The sequence below is a fragment of the Streptomyces sp. NPDC026659 genome, assembly GCF_040638245.1.
Classification (GTDB): Bacteria; Actinomycetota; Actinomycetes; order Streptomycetales; family Streptomycetaceae; genus Streptomyces.
The window spans coordinates 60,819-81,709 of the sequence record NZ_JBEZXY010000004.1 but is presented as its reverse complement, the minus strand read 5'-3'; the positions used below and the strand labels follow the sequence as shown (position 1 = coordinate 81,709).

Here is a 20,891-nt window from a genome sequence, read left to right as displayed (position 1 = left end):
CTTGGTCTTTTGCCCCCTCTTGCTTCGTGCTCGATGTGGTCGTCGGTGGAGTGAGGTCGGGTGATTCTTCGGATGCCCTTTAGGCGTATGAGATTGCGGCACGAATTTGTCGCGTCCCGGCTTGAGCGCCCGTGTGTTCCTGCGCGGAACTCCGGTCGGCGGGATTTCCGTCGCATGTGCGTTGGTCTTTTGGTCGATCTCAATGAGCGCTTTGGACACCGAGCTTTGGAGTGGCCTGCGTATTCTTGCCGCCCTCCTTTCGCCCTGGGGACACCTCCCCGCTCAGGCGCGGCGACGGCGAAGGGCAACCGCCGTCGGTCACGCGGCCCGCAAGGTGGGAGAGTCCGCGCAGCGGGGCCAGGGACGCGGCCCGCGTGGCCGTCACCGTTTTCCACTCCGCAGTACGCGCGTCCCGTCCCGCCGCCTACGCCGCCACGGCGTACCGTGCTGCCGTCGTCGCGGCACGCATGCCGCCGGAAGGGCAGCCCGGCTCACGAGGGCCGCCCCGCGCCCACGACGGCGCCCGGCGCACCGGTGGACTCGCCGCACACCCGGCGGCCAAAGGCCGCAGACGGACAGCGTCGGCGGTAACGCCCAGGTCCCCGCCACCGCCGCGGGAACGGCCAAGACCTGGCCAATGCCACGGCACCGCGCCGCCGCCCACAGTGCGTGCGACCGCGCGGACAGCGCGGCGGCGGTCGCCCGAGCGGGCCTGCCCGTACGCGGGTCGGGCCATCGAGATGGAGCAACTGCAGCGCCTGGACGAGGACATGAACCAGCGCACACGGGCACAGGTCGAACCGGCGCCGAAGTACCTCATCCACCAGGCGGAGTTGACGCCACTGGCAGGGGGACACCGGCGTTACCGCCGCCCTCGGGCGCAGGACCCGCGGCACAGCAGGCGGCCGTCCTCGGCGTACGGCCGCGCGTTCCGCGAACTGCTTCGCCGGCCGTCCCGTGGATAAGGCCCGCGGCACGACGAGTTCCGCCCCCTCGGCCCCAGGCGCCCGCAGCGGCCCGCACTGCCAGGCAGCCGGGACGGAATCCGGCCGACTCGTCCGGACACGACAAGGTCAAGGGCGCTTCTCGTCCCGCCCGCCACTCCGGACGGAGCCGCGCATGCCAGAGGGGAGGAAGCCCGTGCCGGGCTTCCTCCCCTCTCAGGTCGCTCGTGGTGTCAGCGGCGTCAGCCGACCGCCACCTTGTCCGTCTCCTCCTCGACCGCCGGAGCCGGACGCCCGCCGGCGACCTTCTCCTTGATCAGGGCGACGGCGATCACGACCGCGGCCACGCCGAGGGACAGCAGGACCGTGACGCGGCCGCTGCTCTCGCCCTTGGTGTCGGTGAGCATGTAGCCGAGGACGAAGACGATCAGCGCGGCGGTCGCCCAGGTGAGGTACGGGTACAGCCACATCTTGACGACGAGCTTCTCCGGCGCCTCGCGCTGGATGATCTTCCGCATGCGGAGCTGCGAGAAGCAGATGACCAGCCACACGAACAGGGCCACCGCACCGCTGGAGTTGACCAGGAAGAGGAAGACCGTCTTCGGGTAGGCGTAGTTGAAGAAGACCGCGAGGAAGCCGAACGCGACGGACGCGAGGATGGCCGCCATCGGCACGCCACGCGAGTTGGTACGGGCGAACGCCTTCGGCGCGTCACCGCGGTCGCCGAGCGAGAACGCCATGCGGGAGGCGGTGTACAGGCCCGAGTTGAGGCAGGACAGCACCGAGGTCAGCACGATGAACTGCATGATCTGGTCGGCGTGCGGGATGCCCAGGGAGCCCAGGGCGGCGACGTACGAGCCGTCCTTCGCGATCGACGGGTCGTTCCACGGCAGCAGCGAGACCACGACGAGGATCGAGCCCAGGTAGAAGACACCGATACGCCAGATGATGCTGTTGGTCGACTTGGTGACCGCGCGCTGCGGGTCCTCAGACTCGCCGGCCGCCAGCGTGGCGATCTCGCTGCCCATGAAGGAGAACACGACCAGCAGCACACCGGTGAGGATCGCGCCCGGACCGTGCGGCAGGAAACCGCCGTGCGCGGTCAGGTTCGACAGCCCGGCCTTGTCGCTGTGCACGCCCGGCAGCACGCCGAACACGGCCAGCGCGCCGATCACGATGAACGCGCCGATCGCCACGACCTTGATCCCGGCGAACCAGAACTCGAACTCACCGTAGGAGCCCACGGAGACCAGGTTCGTGGCCGTCAGGACGGCCATCACGATCAGGGCCCAGGCCCATTGCGGGACCGCCGGTATCCAGCCGTGCAGGATGCCCGCGCCGGCCGTCGCCTCGACGGCGAGGACGACGACCCAGAAGAACCAGTAGAGCCAGCCGATCGAGAAGCCCGCCCAGCGGCCCAGCGCCCGGTCGGCGTGCGCCGAGAAGGAGCCGGAGGTCGGATTCGCCGCCGACATCTCGCCGAGCATCCGCATCACGAGGACGACGAGCGTGCCGACGAGGGCGTAGGACAGCAGAATGCCGGGGCCCGCCGTGGCGATACCGGAACTGGAGCCGACGAACAGTCCGGCACCGATCACGCCACCGATCGCGATCATCGACAGATGGCGGTTCTTGAGTCCTGCTTGAAGTCCGGAACCAGGGGTCATGGACGGATTTCCTTTGCGCCTGTGGTGCATTTCCCGTACGGACCCGTGGGTGCCGCCTGAAACGACCTTGTACGGGGCCTCGCACGAGCGGTGTGCGAGGCGGTTCAGTGAATCCGAGGGGAACGAATTCGGGAACCTCTGAATCCGGATTGTTACTTGAGGTTTCCTTGAGCTTCTATGGCCTGGCTCACATATCCCCTACCGAACCCGGAGCTGCTGCCCGGAATCGGGCGTGTCACACTCGGTACATGCGCGTGTATCTCGGCTCCGACCATGCGGGCTACGAACTCAAGAACCACCTCGTCGACTGGCTGAAGGCGGCGGGGCACGAGCCCGTCGACTGCGGGCCCCACATCTACGACGCCCAGGACGACTACCCGCCCTTCTGCCTCCGGGCCGCGGAGCGCGCGGCGGCCGACCCGGGCGCCCTCGGCATCGTGATCGGCGGCTCCGGCAACGGCGAGCAGATCGCCGCCAACAAGGTCAAGGGGGTGCGTGCCGCCCTGGCCTGGAGCGAGGAGACCGCCGCCCTCGGCCGCCAGCACAACGACGCCAACGTCGTCGCGGTGGGTGCGCGGATGCACTCCGAGGAGGAGGCGACCAAGTTCGTCGAGGTGTTCCTCAACACCCCCTTCTCCGGTGACGAGCGTCACATCCGCCGCATCGACATGCTGACGAACTACGAGAACACCGGCGAGCTGCCGCCCATCCCGGCTCACCACCCCCAGTCGTAACACCGGGCCCCCTCCCGCCGTACCCGCCGCCCGCCGCACCCGTCACCCGGGCGCGGCGGGCGGTGGGGGTACGGGGACCGGGCACCCGGCGGAGCAACAGCAGGAAGACCGGCAGGAAGGACGCCCGGCCGTGCCAGAGGGGCACACCATCCACCGCCTGGCGCAGGACTGCGCCGAGCGCTTCGCAGGCACCGCGGCCCGGGTGAGCAGCCCGCAGGGCAAGTTCGCCGACGCCGCGGCCCTGCTCGACGGCGCCGCGCTCACCGCCACCGAGGCGCACGGCAAGCACCTCTTCCTCGGCTTCCGCGACACCGACTGGGTCCACATCCACCTCGGCCTCTTCGGCAAGGTCGCCCACGGCCCGGCTCCCGCGCCCCCGCCGACCGACACCGTCCGGCTGCGCCTGGCGAACGAGAACGCGTACCTGGACCTGCGCGGCCCCACCACCTGCACCCTGATCACGGACGACGAGAAGCGTGCCGTGCACGACCGGCTCGGCCCCGACCCGCTGCGCGCCGACGCCGACCCGGCCGCCGTCTACGCCCGCGTCCGCCGCAGCCGTACGACGATCGCCGCACTGCTCATGGACCAGAAGGTCATCGCGGGCGTCGGGAACGTCTACCGGGCCGAGGTCCTCTTCCGGCACGGCATCGACCCCTACCGCGCGGGCAAGGACATCACCCCGGCCGAGTGGGACGCGATCTGGGCCGACCTCGTGGACCTCATGCGCGAGGGCGTGCGCAACAACCGCATCGACACCGTGCGCCCCGAACACACCCCCGAGGCCATGGGTCGGCCGCCCCGCGTCGACGACCACGGCGGCGAGGTCTACGTCTACCGCCGGGCCACCCTGCCCTGCCACATCTGCGCCACCGAGGTCCGCACCGCGGGGCTCGCCGCCCGCAACCTCTTCTGGTGTCCCACCTGCCAGAAGGGCTGAGCAACCCGCCCGCGCGCCACGCCCGTTGATGACGGAACGGCCAATTTCCGCCGGGTGGCAGCGCGAACGCGCTCCGTACCGTTCACTGTGTAGTTGAAACGCCAATGTGTAGTTGAAACGCCAAGTGGAGCCTCGCACGGGGGACAAGTGGGACCTCCCGTGCCAAGCGGCTGGTCCGATGGATAGGGTCGCGAACTGATGGCAGCAGGAGAGCGGCGCGCGAAGGCCGAGACGTTCACGGCCCGGTGCAGGATGCAGTGGCACCGGGTCCGGGTCGCGCTGCGCCGAAGCGCCGTGGACTACTTCCGCGGCGACGGCCCCGACTGGATCGCCCTCGTCGGTCTCCTGATCACCATTCCCGTGCTCATGGCGATGACACTGGGCAACTCGGTCTGGTGCTCACCCGCCACCCTGGTCCTGCCCATCATCGCGGGCGGCCTGGTGCTGCGCCCGGCCAGCCTGCTCGGCCTGTACGCGGCGGCCGCCGCCGCGCTGATCGTGGAGTCCGTGAGCCTCGGGCCGTACACCGAGGGCCCCTCCAGAGTCACCCCCGGCGTCGTCCTCGTCGTCGCCGCGTGCGGCTTCTTCGGGCTGCTCACCGCGCAGTTCCGCAGCCGCGTCGGCGTGCCCTGGCGGCGCGGCGGCACCATGCTCTTCGACCTGCGCGAACGCATCCGCGCCCAGAGCGAGCTGCCCAAACTCCCGCGCGGCTGGCACCACGAGATGGCACTGCGCCCGGCCGGCGGCCAGTCCTTCTCCGGCGACTTCGTCGTCGCGGCCCGCACCAACGGCGGCCGCACCCTGGAGGTCGTCCTCACCGACGTCTCCGGCAAGGGCATGGACGCGGGCTCCCGCGCCCTGCTGCTCTCCGGCGCCTTCGGCGGCCTGATCGGCTCGCTGCCCCCGCATGCCTTCCTGACCGCCGCCAACGGCTACCTCCTCCGCCAGGACTGGGACGAGGGCTTCGCCACCTCCATCCACCTCGTCCTCGACCTGGACTCCGGGGACTACGAGCTGTACTCGGCGGGCCATCCGCCCGGCCTCCAGCTCTGCGCGGGCAACGGCCGCTGGGAGGAGAAGGCCGCCGAGGGCCCGCTGCTCGGGGTGTACGACGGCGCCCAGTTCGACGCCGTGAAGGGCTCGCTGCGCCCCGGCGACGTGCTGATGCTCTTCACCGACGGCCTGGTGGAGACCTCCGACCGCGACATCGTCGAGGGCATCGACCGCCTCACCGGAGAGGCCGACCGCTATGTCGCGGGCGGCTTCCACGGCGCCGCCTGGCACCTCATCGAGGCCGTCGCCAAGGACGTCAACGACGACCGCGCCCTGCTGCTCATCTGCCGCGAGGCGTCCGCCACTTCACGTTAGGGCCCGCATATGGACGACGAGCCGCTGACCCCGGCCCAGGTCGAGACCCTGGCCCGCGCCGCCCACGCCCGCCAGACGGACAAGGCGGGCCGCCCCTACGCCGAACACCTCGCGGCCGTCGCGGAGGGCGTACGGCGACTCGGCGGAGACGACGAACAGATCGCCGCCGCCTGGCTCCACGACGCCGTCGAGGACGACGCGTTGAGCGAGGAATGGCTCACGGCGGCCGCCCTCACCCCACGCACGAAGGCGATCGTACGAGCCGTCACCAAGCACCCCGGCGAGCCGCCCGAGGCGTACGCGCACCGCATTCTCGCCACCCCGGGCGCCCTGCTGGTCAAGCAGGCGGACCTCGCGCACAACGCCGACCCGGCCCGGCTCGCCGTCCTGGACGAGGTGACCCGGGAACGGCTGACCGCGAAGTACACGCGGATGCGCGCGCTCCTCGGCCTGGGCCTCGTGTCCGGGAATCCGTAGAACGCCCGGCGGAGGTCTCCGGGATATCGCCTTCAAATGCCCTGGGATTCGCCTGACTTGCCTTCTTGATTTACGAACCGGCGCTCCCGCGCGAGTCATCGTTCACCCTCGATGCCCCGATTCGTACCGACTGAAGAGGGCATATGGCTCCTTGGTGTCGGCCATTCGAATTTCCCTCGCGCGCGATGTGTGGATAGTGAAACCAACTCGGGTGTTTTCCCTCGCGGTCGAGTGGGCATGGTGCGCCGAATCGCCGTGCGGAGGATCGTCCGGGGCGGACGGATGGCCGACAACCTGTCAGCGGCCGCATACCTGGGGCCTGTTGGTGGCACGATGGTTCTGGCGGAGGTGCGCAGGGCGGTGCCTCCGGGCCCGGAGCGCCGACCGACCAAGGGTGTGATCAGTTGTGGCCATTTCACTGTCTGTGGTGCTGCTGTTGGCGATCATCCTTGTGGTGCTGATCCGCGGCGGGAACATCAAGGCCGGCCCGGCCATCGTGGCGATCCTCTTCGGCTTCTTCCTCGCCTCGACCGGCATGGCGCCGTCCATCAGCCGCTTCATGAACTCGATAGCGGAGACGATCAACTCGATCAGTTTCTGAGCGGATCGGTTTGCGGGCGGAGACCCGGCCCCGGGAACGCGTCAGGGCCGGGCGGAGGACGATGCCTCCGACCCGGCCCCGAGCCGTGTGGAGCGGGCGACGGGAATCGAACCCGCGTAGCTAGTTTGGAAGACTAGGGCTCTACCATTGAGCTACGCCCGCGAGAGCGCGCCGGCCGGTCGGTGACCGCGGCACTGGAGCATCGTAGCGGGTCCGCCGACGCGGAGGCCAACGTGCCGCCCGGCGCGGGTGTCCGCGCGCCACCACTCTTTATGCGGGCGCCCCAGGTGGCGTGGGCATGTACCCTACGTCTCGCACCAGACGGGGTGTGGCGCAGCTTGGTAGCGCGTCCGCTTTGGGAGCGGAAGGCCGTGGGTTCAAATCCCGCCACCCCGACCACGACTCACGGCGTTGTGATGATCGCCTTTTGGGGCGCTGACCGGCTGCGGTTACTATGCAAGCTGCGCGCCCGTGTGCCCGGCCTCATGGCTTACGTACTCCTCCGGGCGGCTATCCGCCGGGCCTCGCTGGCTCCGGCAGAACCCAAGAAGTCAGCCACAAGGAGACCGAACCGTGAAGAGCGCCGTGGAGACCCTGAACCCGACCCGGGTTCGGCTCACTGTCGAGGTGCCCTTCGAGGAGCTCAAGGACAGCCTCGACGCGGCGTACAAGAAGATCAACCAGCAGGTCACGGTGAAGGGCTTCCGCAAGGGCAAGATCCCGGCCCGCGTCATCGACCAGCGGTTCGGTCGTGGCGCCGTGCTGGAGGAGGCCGTCAACGACGCGCTCCCGAAGTTCTACACCGAGGCGGTCAACGAGGCCGAGCTGAGCCCGCTGGGCCAGCCCGAGATCGACATCACGGAGCTGAAGGACGGCGACACGCTGAACTTCACCGCCGAGGTCGACATCCGCCCCGCCCTCGAGATCCCGGACTACTCCGGCATCGAGGTCGAGGTCGACGCCATCGAGGTCACCGACGAGGACGTGGACAAGTCCGTGGAGCAGCTCCGTGAGCGCTTCGCCTCCACCTCCCCGGTCGAGCGCGCCGCCGAGGACGGCGACGTGGTCACCATCGACCTGACGGCCAAGGTCGACGGCGAGGTCCTCGAGGACGGCGTCGCCGAGGGCGTGTCCTACACCATCGGCTCGGGCGAGCTGCTCGACGGCATCGACGAGGCCGTCAAGGGCCTGTCCGCCGGCGAGGAGGCCACCTTCACCTCCGAGCTGAAGGGCGGCTCCGCCGCGGGCAAGGAGTCCGAGGTCACCGTCAAGGTCACCCAGGTCGCCGCCCGCGAACTGCCGGAGCTGGACGACGAGTTCGCGCAGCTGGCGTCCGAGTTCGACACGCTGGACGAGCTCAAGGTCGACAGCCGCAAGCGCCTGACCGACATGAAGCAGTACGACCAGGCCACCCAGGCCCAGGAGCGCGTGCTGGAGAAGCTCCTCGAGCTGGTCGAGGTCCCCGTCCCCGAGAAGCTGCTCGAGGACGAGGTCAACACCCGCAAGCACAACCTGGAGCACCACCAGCTCGGCCAGATGGGTCTGACCCTCGACAAGTACCTGGAGATCCAGGGCAAGACCGCCGAGGAGTTCGACACCGAGACCCGCGAGTCCGCGGTCAAGGGCATCAAGACCCAGTTCGTCCTCGACGAGCTGGTCAAGAAGGAGAACCTGGGCGTCAACCAGGAGGAGCTCACCGAGCACCTCATGCGCCGCGCCGCCTCCTCCGGCATGTCCCCCGACCAGTTCGCCCAGGCCGTCGTCGAGGGCGGCCAGGTTCCGCTCCTCGTCGGCGAGGTCGCCCGCGGCAAGGCCCTGGCCGTCGTGGTCGAGGCCGCCACGGTGAAGGACACCAACGGCGAGGTCATCGACCTGGACGACGAGGACGAGGAGACCACTGAGGTCACCGAGACCGTCGAGGAGACCCCGGAGGCCTGAGCCCCCGGCATCTCAGCCTGATCAGGGCCCCCGCGGAGCGCGTCTCCCGGGGGCCCTGCGGCGTACCTGAGGGGCAGCCGACCTGCTTTTGGGGGCGCGGGGAACTGCGCGAGAAGCGACCACGTGCCGCACCCGGACACGACCGCCACCACGCACCCGGCGGAGCCACAACGCACCCGCACCGGACAACGCACCGCAACCCCCCATGCCACTACGCCGGAGGCGAACACCCGCTTCTCCGGGATTCCCCGGGGGGACCAGAGCGTTAGGGTCCATGAATACGGGGAGCGGGGGAGTATCCCCGCCGAACCCCCGGCAGGACGACGTGAGACGGCCCGGCGCCGTCGTAAGACGAGCAGGTGGATACGTGACGAATCTGATGCCTACCGCCGCCGGCGAGCCCTCCATCGGTGGTGGCCTCGGCGACCAGGTCTACAACCGGCTGCTGGGCGAGCGGATCATCTTCCTCGGCCAGCAGGTCGACGACGACATCGCCAACAAGATCACCGCTCAGCTGCTCCTCCTCGCGGCCGACCCCGAGAAGGACATCTACCTCTACATCAACAGCCCCGGCGGCTCGGTGACGGCCGGCATGGCGATCTACGACACCATGCAGTACATCCCGAACGACGTGGTCACGATCGCGATGGGCATGGCGGCCTCCATGGGCCAGTTCCTGCTCACCGGCGGCGCCGCGGGCAAGCGCTTCGCGCTGCCGCACGCGGACATCATGATGCACCAGGGCTCCGCGGGCCTCGGCGGTACGGTCTCGGACATCAAGATCCAGGCCGAGTACCTGCTGCGCACCAAGAAGCGCATGTCCGAGCTGACTGCCCAGCACTCCGGCCAGACGGTCGAGGCGATCATCCGCGACGGTGACCGCGACCGCTGGTTCACCCCGGAGGAGGCCAAGGAGTACGGTCTCATCGACGAGATCATCACGCACGCCTCGGGTGTTCCGGGTGGCGGCGGCACCGGTGCCTGACCGGCCCGTCCGCGCCACGCACCGCCACCACTGAAAGCCCCCAGAACGCCACCAGGACGGTGAACACCCCATGAGCAACTTCCCCGGCGCCGCCAGCGGTATGTACGAGGGCCCCCGCCCCGACAGCCGTTACATCATTCCCCGCTTCGTCGAGCGCACCTCGCAGGGCGTCCGCGAGTACGACCCGTACGCGAAGCTCTTCGAAGAGCGCGTGATCTTCCTCGGTGTCCAGATCGACGACGCGTCCGCCAACGACGTCATGGCGCAGCTGCTGTGCCTGGAGTCGATGGACCCCGACCGCGACATCTCGATCTACATCAACAGCCCCGGCGGTGACATGACGGCCCTCACGGCCATCTACGACACCATGCAGTTCGTGAAGCCGGACATCCAGACGGTGTGCATGGGCCAGGCGGCCTCCGCCGCGGCGATCCTGCTGGCCGCCGGTACCCCGGGCAAGCGCATGGCGCTGCCGAACTCCCGTGTGCTGATCCACCAGCCGGCCGGTTCCACGGGCCGTGGCCAGCTCTCCGACCTGGAGATCATCGCCAAGGAGTTCACCCGGATGCGTGAGCAGCTGGAGGACATGCTGGCCAAGCACACCAACCGGCCGATCGAGAAGATCCGCGAGGACATCGAGCGCGACAAGATCCTCACGGCCGAGGAGGCGCTGGAGTACGGCATCGTCGACCAGATCATCTCCACCCGCAAGATGAACAACGAGGCGGTCCGCTGACCGCGGCCGTGTGTTTCTGGGCCGCTTTGGCAGGGTCCACGTCAAAGTGAACCCTGCCAAGGGGGCCCCGAACACGGCCCCGGGCAAGGTACCGTCGGACATAAGGCAGCACCAGGAGCCGCAGGGCCGTAGCGTCCAGGCGTCTCCCAGGCGAAGGGGAAGCACACCGTGGCACGCATCGGTGACGGCGGCGATCTGCTCAAGTGCTCGTTCTGCGGCAAGAGCCAGAAGCAGGTCAAGAAGCTCATCGCAGGGCCCGGTGTGTACATCTGCGACGAGTGCATCGATCTCTGCAACGAGATCATCGAGGAAGAGCTCGCGGAGACCAGCGAGGTGCGCTGGGAGGAGCTGCCCAAGCCCCGCGAGATCTACGAGTTCCTCGAGGGTTACGTGGTCGGCCAGGAGGCCGCCAAGAAGGCCCTCTCGGTCGCGGTGTACAACCACTACAAGCGGGTCCAGGCCGGTGAGAACGGTGGCGCGCAGGGCCGCGAGGACGCCATCGAGCTGGCGAAGTCCAACATCCTCCTGCTCGGCCCCACGGGCTCGGGCAAGACCCTCCTCGCGCAGACCCTGGCCCGCATGCTGAACGTCCCCTTCGCGATCGCGGACGCCACCGCGCTCACCGAGGCGGGCTACGTCGGCGAGGACGTCGAGAACATCCTCCTGAAGCTCATCCAGGCGGCCGACTACGACGTCAAGAAGGCCGAGACCGGGATCATCTACATCGACGAGATCGACAAGGTGGCCCGCAAGAGCGAGAACCCCTCGATCACGCGCGACGTGAGCGGCGAGGGCGTCCAGCAGGCCCTGCTGAAGATCCTGGAGGGCACCACCGCCTCGGTCCCGCCGCAGGGCGGCCGCAAGCACCCGCACCAGGAGTTCATCCAGATCGACACGACGAACGTCCTGTTCATCGTGGGCGGTGCCTTCGCGGGCCTGGAGAAGATCATCGAGGCCCGGGCGGGAGCCAAGGGCATCGGCTTCGGCGCCACCATCCGCTCCAAGCGCGAGCTGGCCGCCAAGAACATCTTCGAGGACATCATGCCCGAGGACCTGGTGAAGTTCGGGATGATCCCCGAGTTCATCGGCCGTCTCCCGGTCATCACCTCGGTGCACAACCTCGACCGCGAGGCCCTGCTCCAGATCCTCGTCGAGCCGCGCAACGCCCTGGTCAAGCAGTACCAGCGGCTGTTCGAACTCGACGGTGTGGAGCTGGACTTCGAGCGCGAGGCGCTGGAGGCCATCGCCGACCAGGCCATCCTCCGCCAGACCGGCGCGCGCGGCCTGCGCGCCATCATGGAGGAGGTGCTGATGTCGGTGATGTACGAGGTGCCGTCCCGCAAGGACGTGGCCCGCGTCGTCATCACGGCCGACGTCGTCCACTCCAACGTCAACCCGACCCTCATCCCCCGCGACTCCCGGGGCCGGGGCCAGGGCGAGCAGAAGACCGCCTAGTACGCGGCACGCGACACAGCACGCGAAGGGGCCCCCGTCCGGGAAGGACGGGGGCCCCTTCGCAGGCGCTCTCAGGCCGCGACGCGGATCTCCTTGCGCAGCCGCGCCACCAGGTCGGCGTCCGCCTCCAGATCACTGGGGCGGCCCGCCGCGAGCGTGGCGATGTCCATCGGCATCACGAACCCGATGGTGCTGTGGTCGCCCCACACACAGACGGAGACCGTCATCTGCGCGGGCATCCCCTTGGCGGTGCTGTTGGTGGCCACCTTGGCGTGCTGGCACTTGAGCACGGCGTCCCCGAGCGCCGAGGGCGTGAACGTCTGCGGCTCGCCCTCCAGCTTGTACTTGTTCGCCTGGTCCTTGTTCCCCTGGTCCTTCAGGTACGCGAACATCGCGTCCACGGTCTTCGCCGGATCGGCGACCGTGCCGTAGACCCCGCCGAACTCCATGAGCTTCTTGCTCAGCGGGTTCGCCTCGTTCCCGGCCGCGTACTCGGCGGTCACGTCCTTCGGGTCCTGCACGCCCCAGCTCTCGGCGTCCTTCAGGTCGTCCTGCGTCATGGCGCCCGCGTCGCTCTTGCCCTTGCTGTACTCCGAGAGCACCCGCGAGGGCGTCACCAGCTTGTGCGGGCCGTCGTCCGCGACCGAGCCGTCCCCGCCGCCGCTGAACGCGAAGAACGCGCCCACCACCACGGCGACCGCCACCGCGGCCGCCCCGACGATCAGCCCCGTCTTCTTGCTGCCCCCGGCCGGCACCGGCGCCTGCGGAGCCCCGTAGGAGGGCGCTCCGTAGGGCGGCTGCTGGCCGTACGGGTTCGGCTGCTGCGGCTGCCCGTAGGGGGCCTGCGGCTGCCCATAGGGGTTCTGCTGCGGCGGCACGCCCTGCGGCGGGTACGCGTAACCCGGCTGCGGAGCCCCGGGCGGGGGCGGCGGGGGCGGTACCGGAGCCCCGCCCTGCGGGGGATAGCCGTAGCCGGGCCGGGGCGCGGGCGGCGGCTGCTGTCCGTAGGGGCCCGGCTGGGCGTACGGACCCGGCTGCCCGGCCGGCGGGCCGTACGGACCCGGCTGCTGGGGCGGTCCGCCGTACGGTCCCGGCTGGTTGCTGCTCATTCCTCGCATCCCCTCCACACGCTCCTGTGTCCCCGCCATCCTGGCCCAGCCGTGACAGGGGCACGGCACCGGGGGCCGCACCGTTACAGAACAAACGCGTTTCGGGAGCACCCTCCGGCACCTCTAAACTGACCCCCGTGACCGAGAACGCTCAGCAGCAGCCATCAGCGCCCGACACCGAACTGCCGACCCAGTACGCGCCGGCCGATGTAGAGGGGCCGCTGTACGAGCGCTGGGTGGAGCGGGGCTACTTCGAGGCGGACGCGAAGAGCGACAAGCCGCCCTTCACCGTCGTCATCCCCCCGCCCAACGTCACCGGCAGCCTCCACCTGGGCCACGCCTTCGAGCACACGATCATCGACGCGCTGACCCGCCGCAAGCGGATGCAGGGCTTCGAGACCCTGTGGCAGCCCGGCATGGACCACGCCGGCATCGCCACGCAGAACGTGGTCGAGCGCGAGCTGGCCAAGGAGGGCAAGTCCCGCCACGACCTGGGCCGCGAGGAGTTCGTCGACCGGGTCTGGCAGTGGAAGGCCGAGTCCGGCGGCCAGATCTCCGGCCAGATGCGCCGCCTCGGCGACGGCGTCGCCTGGTCCCGCGAGCGCTTCACCATGGACGAGGGCCTCTCCAAGTCCGTCCAGACCATCTTCAAGCGGCTCTACGACGACGAGCTGATCTACCGCGCCGAGCGCATCATCAACTGGTGCCCGCGCTGCCTGACCGCGATCTCCGACATCGAGGTCGAGTACCAGGACGACGACGGCGAGCTCGTCTCCATCAAGTACGGCGAGGGCGACGAGACGCTGGTCGTCGCGACCACCCGCGCCGAGACGATGCTCGGCGACACGGCCGTCGCCGTCCACCCCGAGGACGAGCGCTACAAGCACCTCATCGGCAAGCTCATCAAGCTCCCGCTGACCGACCGCTCCATCCCGGTCGTCGCCGACGAGCACGTCGACCCCGAGTTCGGCACCGGCGCCGTCAAGGTGACGCCCGCCCACGACCCGAACGACTTCGAGATCGGCCAGCGGCACGACCTGCCGTCCATCACGGTCATGGACGAGCACGCCGTCATCACCGCCCACGGCCCCTTCCAGGGCCTGGACCGCCTGGAGGCCCGCTCCGCCATCGTCGCCGCCCTGCGCGCCGACGGCCGGATCCTCGCCGAGAAGCGGCCCTACGTCCACTCGGTGGGCCACTGCTCGCGCTGCAAGACCACCATCGAGCCGCGCCTGTCGATGCAGTGGTGGGTCAAGGTCGGCCCGCTCGCCAAGGCCGCCGGTGACGCGGTCCGCGACGGCAAGGTCAAGATCCACCCGCAGGAGATGGAGAAGCGGTACTTCGACTGGGTCGACAACCTCCACGACTGGTGCATCTCGCGCCAGCTGTGGTGGGGCCACCGCATCCCCGTCTGGTACGGCCCGAACGGCGAGGTCGTCTGCGTCGGCCCCGACGAGGAGCCGCCCACCGGCGAGGGCTGGCACCAGGACAGCGACGTCCTCGACACCTGGTTCTCCTCCGGCCTGTGGCCCTTCTCCACCCTGGGCTGGCCCGAGCAGACCGAGTCGCTCGCGAAGTTCTACCCGAACTCCGTCCTGGTCACCGGCTACGACATCCTCTTCTTCTGGGTCGCCCGGATGATGATGTTCGGCCTCTACGCGATGGACGGCACCCCGCCGTTCCACACCATCGCCCTGCACGGCATGGTCCGCGACCAGTTCGGCAAGAAGATGTCGAAGTCCTTCGGGAACGTCGTCAACCCGCTGGACTGGATGGACAAGTACGGCTCCGACGCGCTGCGCTTCACGCTCGCGCGTGGCGCCAACCCGGGCGTCGACGTGCCGATCGGCGAGGACTGGGTCCAGGGCTCGCGCAACTTCGCCAACAAGATCTGGAACGCGACCCGCTTCGCGCTGATGAACGGCGCGACGGTCGAGGGCCCGCTTCCCGAGCCGTCGGCGATGTCCGCCACGGACCGCTGGATCCTCTCCCGCCTCAACTCGGTGGTCGCCGAAGTCGACGCGCTCTACGAGGACTACCAGTTCGCCAAGCTCTCGGACGCGCTGTTCCACTTCGCGTGGGACGAGGTCTTCGACTGGTACGTCGAGCTGTCCAAGACGACCTTCCAGGCGGGCGGCGAGGCGGCCGAGGTCTCCAAGCGGGTCCTCGGCGAGGTCCTCGACGTCACCCTCAAGCTGCTGCACCCGGTGGTCCCGTTCGTCACGGAGACGCTGTGGACGACGCTGACGGGCGGCGAGTCGCTGGTCATCGCGGAGTGGCCTTCCGACTCCGGCTTCCGTGACGCGGCCGCCGAGCGGGAGATCGAGTCCCTCCAGTCGGTCATCACCGAGGTTCGGCGCTTCCGTGCCGACCAGGGCCTCCAGCCGGGCCAGCGGGTGCCCGCGCGGCTCACGCTGGACGGTACGGCCCTCGCCCCGCACGAGGCGGCGATCCGTCAGCTGCTGCGTCTCCAGCCGGAGGGGGAGTCCTTCACGGCGACGGCGACCCTGCCGGTGGCCGGGGCGGAGGTCGCTCTCGACCTCTCCGGCACGATCGACGTCGTGGCTGAGCGGAAGCGGCTCGAGAAGGATCTCGCCGGCGCGGAGAAGGAGAAGGCGCAGGCCACGGCCAAGCTCGGCAACGAGGCGTTCCTCGCCAAGGCGCCGGACGCGGTGGTCGACAAGATCCGTGGCCGTCTCGCCAAGGCGGAGGAGGACATCACCCGCCTCAAGTCCCAGCTGGACCGCTTGCCGCAGGCGTAAGCGCGGTACGAACGGCCCCCGGAGCTGTGAAGCCCCGGGGGCCGTTCGCGCGCCCGGGGGAGGGGACGCTCACCCGCGCGTGCGGGGTGCCTCCCCCAGAGGGGGTACCCCCAGCGCCCACCCGTGCCGCCCCAAGCGGCACGACTGCCCGCAGCTATGGTGTTTTTAGGGGCGCGGGGAACTGCGCGAACGGCCACGACGCGGCGGCAGCGGCCCACCGGCGGGACCGCCTACGGCGAGGCGTTTTTCAGGGGCGCGGGGAACTGCGCGACAAGCCACAAGCTGCCCGCACCCGGACCACCACGCGCAACCCCCTCACCCCTCCGTAAACTGACTCCGTGAGCGACGAGCAGCCCGGTAATGACAGTTCCGACCCCTTCGACGACATCATCGCGGAGGAGACAGACCGCGACCCCGACCTCGCCGTGATCGAGGCGGGAAGCCGCACCCTGCGTACCCAGGGCAGCCCCCCGCAGGCGGACGTGCCGGCCCGCCCCGAGGACCCCGAGGTCGACCGCGCCCTGCGCGAGGTCGAGACGGAGCTGGCGAGCCGCTGGGGCGAGACCAAGCTGGAGCCCTCCGTCACCCGGATCGCCGCACTGATGGACGTACTTGGCGATCCCCAGCGCACGTACCCGTCCATCCACATCACCGGCACCAACGGCAAGACCTCCACCGCCCGCATGATCGAGGCCCTGCTCGGCGCCTTCGAGCTGCGCACGGGCCGCTACACCAGCCCGCACGTGCAGTCCGTGACGGAGCGGATCAGCCTGGACGGCGCCCCGATCAGCGCCGAGCGGTTCATCGAGACGTACCAGGACATCAAGCCGTACATCGAGATGGTGGACGCCTCCCAGGACTACCGGCTGTCCTTCTTCGAGGTGCTGACCGGCATGGCGTACGCCGCCTTCGCGGACGCGCCGGTGGACGTCGCCGTCGTCGAGGTCGGCATGGGCGGCAGCTGGGACGCGACGAACGTGATCGACGGCGACGTGGCCGTGATCACCCCCATCGGGCTCGACCACACCGACCGGCTGGGGGAGACCCCCGAGCAGATCGCCGTCGAGAAGTCCGGGATCATCAAGCCGGACGCGACCGTGATCATGGCGCAGCAGCCGGTGGACGCGGCGCAGGTGCTGCTGAAGAAGGCCGTCGAGGAGAACGCCACCGTGGCCCGCGAGGGCCTGGAGTTCGGCGTGGTGGACCGGCAGGTCGCGGTCGGCGGACAGCTGGTCACGCTGCGCGGACTGGGCGGCGAGTACCCGGAGGTCTACCTCCCGCTGCACGGTGCCCACCAGGCGCACAACGCCGCCGTGGCCCTCGCGGCCGTGGAGGCGTTCTTCGGCGTCGGCGCCGAGCGCGCGCAGCCGCTGGACATCGACACCGTGCGCAAGGCGTTCGCGGCCGTTTCCTCGCCGGGCCGCCTGGAGGTCGTCCGCCGGTCCCCGACCGTCGTGCTGGACGCGGCCCACAACCCGGCCGGTGCGGAGGCCGCCGCCGAGGCGGTGCGCGAGGCGTTCGACTTCAGCCGGCTCATCGGTGTGGTCGGCGCGAGCGAGGGCAAGAACGTGCGCGGGCTGCTTGAGGCGTTCGAGCCGATCTTCGCCGAGGTCGTCATCACGCAGAACTCCAGCCACCGCGCCATGAACGCGGACGAGCTGGCCGCGATCGCCGTCGAGGTGTTCGGCGAGGACCGCGTCCAGGTCGAGCCGCAGCTGCCGGAAGCCCTGGAGGCCGCGATCACGCTGGCCGAGGAGGAGGGCGAGTTCGCGGGCGGCGGTGTGCTCGTCACCGGTTCGGTCATCACGGTGGGCGAGGCACGCCTGCTGCTCGGGAAGGGCTGAGAGGTTCCGTCGTGCGTACGCTCTGTTCATCGACGCTGATCGGTGAGTTCTTCATCATCGGTTTCGCGGGCCTGGTGGCCATGAAGGACCCCTCGCTCGCCATGTCCACGGTGTGGCTGGTGTGCGGGATCGCCATGGCCCTGTCCGTGCTGCTGTGCGGCATGGTGACCCGGCCGGGCGGCGTCGCCCTCGGCTGGGCCCTCCAGCTCGCGCTGATCGTCTCGGGCGTCTTCGTGCCGATGATGTACATCATGGGCGCGGTCTTCGCCGCCCTGTGGTGGGCGTCGGTGCACTACGGCCGAAAGGTGGACGAGGCGAAGGCCCGCTTCGCGGCCGCGGCCGAGCCCACCTCCACGCCTGACGCTGCGTGACGGGCGCCACGACACGCCCTGTAATCTCGTGCCACCGCACACGCCAGTCCTAAGGAGTCTTCCGTGACCCAGCGCACCCTCGTCCTGCTCAAGCCCGACGCCGTCCGTCGTGGCCTGACCGGCGAGATCATCAGCCGTATCGAGCGGAAGGCCGACTGGCGGATCACGGCGCTGGAGCTGCGCACGCTGGACCAGGACACCCTGGAGCTGCACTACGGCGAGCACAAGGGCAAGGTTTTCTACGAGCCCCTCGTCGAGTTCATGGCCTCCGGCCCCGTCGTCGCCCTGATCGTCGAGGGTGAGCGGGTCATCGAGGGTGTGCGGCAGCTCGCCGGTCCGACGGACCCGATCGCCGCGGCCCCCGGTTCCATCCGCGGTGACTACGGCGTCATCGTCCGCGAGAACCTGATCCACGCGTCCGACTCCGAGGAGTCGGCCGAACGCGAGGTGAAGATCTTCTTCCCGGGCCGTGTCTGACCGGTGCCCGGCGGCCCGTCCGGGCCACGCCGTGCGGAGTTTCCAAGAATTTTTCTGAGGGACCGTCAGACCGGCCGGAGGCCCCGGACCTGGGACGGCCGTACGATTTCGGCCGTCCCTCGGCATATGCGTTGGCGATCGGGGGAACGTGTGCCCCCGATGGGCCGTCTCCACAAGCGAGGCGCCGCGTCATCTGCTGACAATGGCGAAGACCCTCGCGCGATGTCCGTGAAGGCGCGTCTACGATGGAACCCTTCACGTCACCGCACCCACCTCGCCTACCTGAAAAGCCCTCAAAAGCTCGTGGGTAGGCCAGACGAATCCTGATGGGGAACTCAATGTCGTTCATCGGCCGTGACATGGCTGTCGACCTCGGGACCGCCAACACGCTGGTGTACGTCAGGGGTCGCGGGATCGTACTCAACGAGCCGTCCGTCGTCGCCATCAACACCAACACCGGTGGCATCCTCGCGGTCGGTGCCGAAGCCAAGAAGATGATCGGCCGGACGCCGGGCAACATCGTCGCCGTGCGCCCGCTGAAGGACGGCGTGATCGCCGACTTCGAGATCACCGAGCGGATGCTCCGCTACTTCATCCTGAAGATCCACAAGCGGCGGTATCTCGCCCGCCCGCGCGTCGTCGTCTGCGTGCCCTCGGGCATCACGGGCGTCGAGCGCCGCGCCGTCATCGAGGCGTCCTCGCAGGCCGGCGCGCGCCAGGTGCACATCATCGAGGAGCCCATGGCGGCCGCCATCGGCTCCGGCCTGCCGGTCCACGAGGCCACGGGCAACATGGTGGTGGACATCGGCGGCGGCACCACGGAGGTCGCGGTCATCTCGCTCGGCGGCATCGTCACCGCCCAGTCCATCCGCGTCGCGGGCGACGAACTGGACAACGCGATCATCCAGTACATCAAGAAGGAGTACAGCCTTCTGCTGGGTGAGCGCACGGCCGAGCAGATCAAGATCACGATCGGTTCGGCGTACGACCTCGACACCGACGAGCACACCGAAGTCCGGGGCCGCGACCTGGTGTCCGGCCTGCCCAAGACCGTCGTCATCTCCGCCGCGGAGGTGCGCAAGGCGATCGAGGAGCCGGTCAACGCGATCGTCGACGCCGTCAAGACGACCCTGGACAAGTGCCCGCCGGAGCTGTCCGGCGACATCATGGACCGGGGCATCGTCCTGACCGGTGGCGGCGCCCTGCTGCGCGGCCTCGACGAGCGGCTGCGCCGCGAGACCGGAATGCCGATCCACATCGCCGAGGACCCGCTCGACAGCGTCGCGCTGGGTTCCGGCAAGTGCGTCGAGGAGTTCGAGGCACTCCAGCAGGTGCTGGACGCGCAGCCGCGCAGATGACGTAACACTTCGATTCCGCCGTACGAGACGTTCTTCGCTCGTGCGGCGGATCGTTGATATAGAGGCATAAGCTCCCGCAAACGGACCGCTCGGATTGGCGCTTCCTTTCGTGTTGGCGTTTTTCCGGCAGTCCTCGAATTCCTATTGAGGAAGGCACGGCCGCCGCACGTGAGGGACACGAAAGAGAGCCGGCTGCTCCTGGTCCTGCTGATCGCCATCGCGTTCGCACTGATCACGGTGGACATCCGCGGGGGCCGGAACTCGCCGGTCGACGGCGCCCGGCAGGCCGCGGCCGCGGCGTTCGGCCCGATCGAGAACGGACTGGCCTCGGCGGTCGATCCGGTCGGAGAGGCCGTCTCCGCCGTCCGTGACTCCGGCACCCGCCACGACCGGCTCGCCGTACTGGAGAAGGAGAACGCGGCCCTCAAGGCCAAGCTCGGCAGCGACGACCGCAACCGCAGCCGCCTCAACCAGCTCGACCGGATGCTGAAGATCGCCGGCGAGGGCCAGTACGGCATCAAGGGCGCCCAGGTCGTCGCCATAGGAGCGGCCCAGGGCTTCTCCTGGACCATCACCATCGACGCGGGCGCCAACGACGGCATCAAGCGCGACATGACGGTGCTCAACGGAGACGGCCTGGTCGGCCGGGTCACCACCGTCGGCCCCGACACCGCCACCGTCCTCCTCGCCAACGACCCCGACTTCACCGTCGGCACCCGGCTGGAGGGCAGCGACGAACTCGGCTTCGCCTCCGGACAGGGCGACCGTCCGCTGCGCGTCGAACTCCTCAACGGCAAGGCCGAGGTGAAGAAGGGCGACCGTCTCGTCACCTTCGGCTCCCAGGCCGACAAGCCGTTCGTGCCCGGCGTGCCCGTCGGCGTGATCTCCCGCGTCGACCCCTCCGGCGGCGGTCTGACCCGCACCCTGTACGTCACGCCGTACGTCGGCTTCAGCAAGCTCGACATCGTCGGCGTCGTCGTCTCCGGACCCAAGAAGGACCCGCGCGACGAGGTCCTGCCCAGCAAGCCCAAGCCGGTCCCGACGCCGACCGTGACCGTGACGGTCACCCCCTCGGCCGACGCGCCCGAGTCCACCGACGAGCAGCAGCAGTAGGAGCCGAACCAC

Annotated in this window: 17 protein-coding genes and 2 tRNA genes; 16 read left to right on the top strand and 3 right to left on the bottom strand. The window is 69.4% G+C overall.

The features are described 5' to 3' along the window. Positions 1 to 1,186 precede the first annotated feature (1,186 nt). Positions 1,187 to 2,611, bottom strand: coding sequence for an amino acid permease (locus AB0E91_RS12475; protein ID WP_161183442.1), 1,425 nt, complete (start codon positions 2,609 to 2,611; stop codon positions 1,187 to 1,189). Between the two features lie 248 nt (positions 2,612 to 2,859). On the opposite strand from AB0E91_RS12475, the gene AB0E91_RS12470 reads away from it, so the two are divergent. The 5 genes from AB0E91_RS12470 to AB0E91_RS12450 all read left to right on the top strand — a co-directional run bounded on the left by AB0E91_RS12470 (position 2,860) and on the right by AB0E91_RS12450 (position 6,731). Next, entirely contained in the window at positions 2,860 to 3,345 is a 486-nt protein-coding gene (locus AB0E91_RS12470; protein ID WP_361779258.1) for a ribose-5-phosphate isomerase, read from the top strand. 130 nt (positions 3,346 to 3,475) lie between these two features. Beyond that, entirely contained in the window at positions 3,476 to 4,285 is an 810-nt protein-coding gene (locus tag AB0E91_RS12465) for a DNA-formamidopyrimidine glycosylase family protein (protein ID WP_361779255.1), read from the top strand. Positions 4,286 to 4,483: 198 nt separating this feature from the next. Next, positions 4,484 to 5,653: a PP2C family protein-serine/threonine phosphatase gene (locus tag AB0E91_RS12460; protein WP_361779252.1), complete on the top strand. Its 1,170-nt coding sequence runs from the start codon at positions 4,484 to 4,486 to the stop codon at positions 5,651 to 5,653. 9 nt (positions 5,654 to 5,662) lie between these two features. Next, complete coding sequence (locus AB0E91_RS12455) at positions 5,663 to 6,130, top strand: HD domain-containing protein (RefSeq protein ID WP_361779249.1); 468 nt, start codon at positions 5,663 to 5,665, stop codon at positions 6,128 to 6,130. Between the two features lie 406 nt (positions 6,131 to 6,536). Next, positions 6,537 to 6,731: a hypothetical protein gene (locus AB0E91_RS12450; protein WP_018545110.1), complete on the top strand. Its 195-nt coding sequence runs from the start codon at positions 6,537 to 6,539 to the stop codon at positions 6,729 to 6,731. A gap of 88 nt (positions 6,732 to 6,819) precedes the next feature. Here AB0E91_RS12450 and AB0E91_RS12445 read toward each other — a convergent pair. Further along, positions 6,820 to 6,893: transfer RNA gene (locus AB0E91_RS12445), tRNA-Gly, on the bottom strand. A 160-nt stretch (positions 6,894 to 7,053) separates the two neighbouring features. Between AB0E91_RS12445 and AB0E91_RS12440 the strand changes: the two genes are divergently transcribed. The 5 genes from AB0E91_RS12440 (at position 7,054) to clpX (ending at position 11,845) form a co-directional block, all read left to right on the top strand. Then, positions 7,054 to 7,130: transfer RNA gene (locus tag AB0E91_RS12440), tRNA-Pro, on the top strand. A 174-nt stretch (positions 7,131 to 7,304) separates the two neighbouring features. Beyond that, a complete protein-coding gene (tig, locus tag AB0E91_RS12435) occupies positions 7,305 to 8,669 on the top strand; it encodes a trigger factor (RefSeq protein ID WP_361779245.1) in 1,365 nt (454 codons plus the stop codon). Positions 8,670 to 9,048: 379 nt separating this feature from the next. Then, positions 9,049 to 9,654, top strand: a complete 606-nt coding sequence (locus AB0E91_RS12430) for an ATP-dependent Clp protease proteolytic subunit (protein ID WP_031182283.1) — start codon at positions 9,049 to 9,051, stop codon at positions 9,652 to 9,654. Positions 9,655 to 9,724: 70 nt separating this feature from the next. Beyond that, positions 9,725 to 10,390: an ATP-dependent Clp protease proteolytic subunit gene (locus AB0E91_RS12425; RefSeq protein ID WP_018545113.1), complete on the top strand. Its 666-nt coding sequence runs from the start codon at positions 9,725 to 9,727 to the stop codon at positions 10,388 to 10,390. Between the two features lie 168 nt (positions 10,391 to 10,558). After that, on the top strand, positions 10,559 to 11,845 hold the full coding sequence (clpX, locus tag AB0E91_RS12420) for an ATP-dependent Clp protease ATP-binding subunit ClpX (protein ID WP_161183435.1): 1,287 nt from the start codon (positions 10,559 to 10,561) through the stop codon (positions 11,843 to 11,845). 71 nt (positions 11,846 to 11,916) lie between these two features. On the opposite strand, the gene AB0E91_RS12415 is transcribed toward clpX, so the two are convergent. After that, positions 11,917 to 12,954, bottom strand: a complete 1,038-nt coding sequence (locus tag AB0E91_RS12415) for a hypothetical protein (protein WP_361779240.1) — start codon at positions 12,952 to 12,954, stop codon at positions 11,917 to 11,919. A 137-nt stretch (positions 12,955 to 13,091) separates the two neighbouring features. On the opposite strand from AB0E91_RS12415, the gene AB0E91_RS12410 reads away from it, so the two are divergent. The 6 genes from AB0E91_RS12410 (at position 13,092) to mreC (ending at position 20,879) form a co-directional block, all read left to right on the top strand. Then, entirely contained in the window at positions 13,092 to 15,716 is a 2,625-nt protein-coding gene (locus AB0E91_RS12410; RefSeq protein WP_361779237.1) for a valine--tRNA ligase, read from the top strand. 338 nt (positions 15,717 to 16,054) lie between these two features. Then, a complete protein-coding gene (locus AB0E91_RS12405) occupies positions 16,055 to 17,560 on the top strand; it encodes a folylpolyglutamate synthase/dihydrofolate synthase family protein (protein WP_361779234.1) in 1,506 nt (501 codons plus the stop codon). 11 nt (positions 17,561 to 17,571) lie between these two features. Next, a complete protein-coding gene (locus AB0E91_RS12400) occupies positions 17,572 to 17,931 on the top strand; it encodes a DUF4233 domain-containing protein (protein WP_199587156.1) in 360 nt (119 codons plus the stop codon). Positions 17,932 to 17,994: 63 nt separating this feature from the next. Then, positions 17,995 to 18,408, top strand: coding sequence for a nucleoside-diphosphate kinase (ndk, locus tag AB0E91_RS12395; protein ID WP_361779231.1), 414 nt, complete (start codon positions 17,995 to 17,997; stop codon positions 18,406 to 18,408). Positions 18,409 to 18,746: 338 nt separating this feature from the next. After that, a complete protein-coding gene (locus tag AB0E91_RS12390) occupies positions 18,747 to 19,766 on the top strand; it encodes a rod shape-determining protein (RefSeq protein WP_014672705.1) in 1,020 nt (339 codons plus the stop codon). A 168-nt stretch (positions 19,767 to 19,934) separates the two neighbouring features. Further along, a complete protein-coding gene (gene mreC / locus AB0E91_RS12385) occupies positions 19,935 to 20,879 on the top strand; it encodes a rod shape-determining protein MreC (protein WP_361779227.1) in 945 nt (314 codons plus the stop codon). The last annotated feature ends 12 nt before the right edge of the window (positions 20,880 to 20,891 follow it).